This is a genomic window from Variovorax sp. 05N34, assembly GCF_056397405.1.
Map to the genome: position 1 here is coordinate 1 of NZ_JBFTNI010000026.1, position 3,179 is coordinate 3,179.

The 3,179-nt window shown below is 57.5% G+C and carries 4 protein-coding genes; all 4 read right to left on the minus strand.

All coding sequences use genetic code 11. From position 1 onward, the window contains the following. Positions 1–832, minus strand: an 832-nt coding sequence (locus tag AC1DMA_RS30055) for a hypothetical protein (RefSeq protein WP_478146468.1), incomplete at its 3' end; no start/stop codon positions are given. Continuing rightward, positions 829–1,617, minus strand: a complete 789-nt coding sequence (locus AC1DMA_RS30060; protein ID WP_478146469.1) for a hypothetical protein — start codon at positions 1,615–1,617, stop codon at positions 829–831. The genes AC1DMA_RS30055 and AC1DMA_RS30060, both read right to left, overlap by 4 nt. Positions 1,618–1,783: 166 nt before the next feature. Beyond that, the gene (locus AC1DMA_RS30065) at positions 1,784–2,572 is read right to left on the minus strand and encodes a hypothetical protein (protein WP_478146470.1); all 789 of its coding nucleotides are present in this window, start codon (positions 2,570–2,572) and stop codon (positions 1,784–1,786) included. Positions 2,573–2,603: 31 nt separating this feature from the next. Continuing rightward, positions 2,604–3,179: XVIPCD domain-containing protein (locus tag AC1DMA_RS30070; protein ID WP_478146471.1), on the minus strand; the 576-nt coding region annotated here is incomplete at its 5' end.

Below are 3,179 nucleotides of genomic sequence, written 5' to 3' on the forward strand. Positions count from 1 at the left end.
TGAGCTTGAGCCCGCGCATGTCCAACAGCAGCTTGCCGGCCAAAGCGGGGTTGAGCATTTCATAGCGGCACACTGAGCCGACGAGCCCGGCGGCGTAATAGTTGGCGTAGTCGGAATTTCCGTGGTGGCCGAGTCGGGTGTCGTCTGGCCTCTTGTCGAAAAAGTGTTTTGCGGCGGCTTCGATGTTGTGGGAGTCGGGGGTGATCGACAGGTCAGGGTTGAGCGTGAATCCCGCCTTCAAAGAGATCCGCAGGCGACCTTCGATTCGTTGCGTATCAACAAAATCATTGACGTAGCCCACCTCTATCGCTAGTTCGTCCATGTCCGAAAGATCAAATTCTGCATTGCCGTGCTTGAGTCTGCTGACCAATGCGTTCCAGCCAGCAATGTGCGCGCTGGCTTCGTCATGGCGATTAATTGAGAGCATCTGTTCGAGCGCACGACTGTAGTCATGGACGGACTGGCCACTTCCTAGCTCGCGCTGGACGCTGCGGTCGAATTGTTCCAGACCGTTTCTGGTGCGCTCTCGATTCATGCCGTGCTGAACTTCATGGCCCATGAGAAACGTGAGCCTATTGCGCTTTGTGGCATCGAGCAGATCGTCGAGCTTTAGATTGATGGTTTTTGTGTCCGAACTGTAGCTGGCTCCGGCGTTCTCGCTTACGGCCATGACGGCGAAACGCTTCAGATGACCGCGCGAGACTGCATCGTTCATCTGCTTCATCAGTGCGGGCGATCCTTCAATGACGGCACGAAGGTTTTGGTAAGCGGGCGACGTTGGATCACCGATTCCGCGCATCAATTGGTCGAGCCGGGGGTCGATAACGCTCATCGCGGCGCTCCCAGGTCCATGTACCTCACGATAAAACCGATAGAGACTCTCTTGATGCAATCATGCGAAATCTTTTCAAGGCTCTCGCCGCTCTCGCCGACCATAGCGACTTCGACTTCGACCGTGCCGCGTTGGTACTGTTTGGCGGGACTCTCGTGTCGAGTGCTGCTGACGTGACGGTAGCCGGTCGCGACTATGGCCTCATGAAATTGCGCCGCATCCAGTTGGCAGACTTCTGTCATTGGAGGGCGATCCGGATGTCTTGTCGTTTGGTAGAACGCTAAACCCAGACCCGGAAGATGCGTCGCATTGTTTGGCCCCAAGACGTAGCGATACCACCAGTTTTCCGTCAGCGGCTGGGAGATCGAGTAAACCATGTTTGGGGGTCTGCCCGAAGAGGGCTGCATGGCAATTCCACTGAACTGCGCTACCCGTTCCCTGGTCAAGTCTTGTGGCTGATGCACACTGTCGATGATCGCCAGCAGTCGACGCAATACTTCAGGCGCATCGAGCCGAGGCGCCTCTGTGGAAGCTGAACTGGACATGTTTTTTTCCTGCGGATGAACAACGGCTTTGTCGGTCGTCGATGAACAGGCACCGAGCGCAAGTCCAACCGACAAACAAGCGAGGCCGCGAGCCAGAAAGCCCGTTGCCAACTTGTTCGAATTGTCAAAAACAATCAGGTCGACGGAAGCAGCGAAGCGCGAAGTTCGCGTCCCGACTCTGAAAATCGATCGAAGCCATCGGCCAGCGATGCCGTGGCCGATGGCGATTTGCTGAATCACCTGTTTCCTTCCGGCGCAGAATTTTTTCCCTGCGCGGCCGCGTTGTTCATTTGAAGCATCAAGGCCGGCGATTTCTCAACGACAGCGCGAAGATTTCCATAGGCGGACGACGTGGGGTCTCCGACTTCACGAAGCACTCGATCAAGCCGCGGGTTGTTTGCGTTCATCACATCGCCCCCACGTCCATGTATTCCACAAGGAAGCCGACGGAGACTCTATGGATGCATCGATGTGAAATTTTCTCCAGGCTTTCGCCACTCTCCCCATACATTCCAATCTCTACTTCGACATGTCCACGCCGATATTGCCTGGAGTCACTAGCGCGGCGAGTGTTGCCTACATGCCGGTAGCCCAGCTTGAGCAGCGCATCTTGAAATTGCGCTGCGTCGAGTTCGCAGATTTCGGTCATGGGCGGGCTGGCGCCCCCAATCTTTGCGGTCTCGTAAAACGCCAATCCAAGCCGCGGAAGATGCGTCGCATTGTTTGGCCTCCAAACGTAGCGATGCCAAAAATTTTCCGTCAGCGGCTGGGAAATCGAGTAAACCACGTTGGGGGGTTTGCCCGAAGAGGGCTGCATGGAAATTCCACTGAACTGCGCTACCCGTTCCCTGGTCAGGTCTTGCGGCTGATGCACGCTGTCGACGAGCGCCAACAATCTGCGCAGCACTTCAGGCGCGTCGAGCCGAGGCGCCTCTGTGGAAGCTGAACTGGACATGTTTTTTTCCTGCGGATGAACAACGGCTTTGTCGGTCGTCGATGAACAGGCACCGAGCGCAAGTCCGACCAAAAAGCAAGCGAGGCCGCGGGCCAGAAAGCCCGCTGCCAATTTGTTCGAATTGTCAAAATTGATCAGATCGACGGAAGCCGCAAAGCGCGAAGTTCGCGGGCCGACTCTGAAAATCGATCGGAGCCTTCGGCCAGCAATGCCGTGGCCGATGGCGATTTGTTGAATCACCTGTTTCCTCCCTGCGCAGAATTTTTTTGGCTCAGAGACTCATTGCCCGCGCTTGTCGCTGCATGGTGTGTGGCTGTTCCAGCGTGCGCTCCTGAACCTGTTGCTGATCTCGTTCCATGGCTTGTTCCCAAGCCTGGGTGCTCTGCGAAATCGGCGTGTTCAGGCTTTCGACCGTCGGCACACCGGCAATTCGTTTGAGAGCCGAGTCCAGCGCGCCTTGGACCGCGAACACTTTGGAGGCGTCAGTGCTCAGCACGACGTGGTCGATGCGGTTGATCCCATGGGTGCGCGCGGCCATGGCGAGGGCGGAGGCGAGCTGGTCACTCTGCCGATCGGGGGTGCGGCCCACCTTCGCATCGAGCAGATGCACGCCGGCCTGCGCCTCGCTGAATAGTTTGTGAGCCGGGTGCTCGGGGTGGTCCAGCTTGCTCAGCTGCAGTTGCCTCGGCGCCGGAAGGCCGTGGATCGGGACGTGCTGATGGCTGTCAGCCGTGTGATCGAAATGCTCTGCGACATGCGGCGCCCGTGTGTCTTGGTAGGGGCAACGAGCGGCGGGTGCGCCGAGCCAGATGCCGTTTTGCTCCAGCAGTTTCTCGTTGAGCTTGAG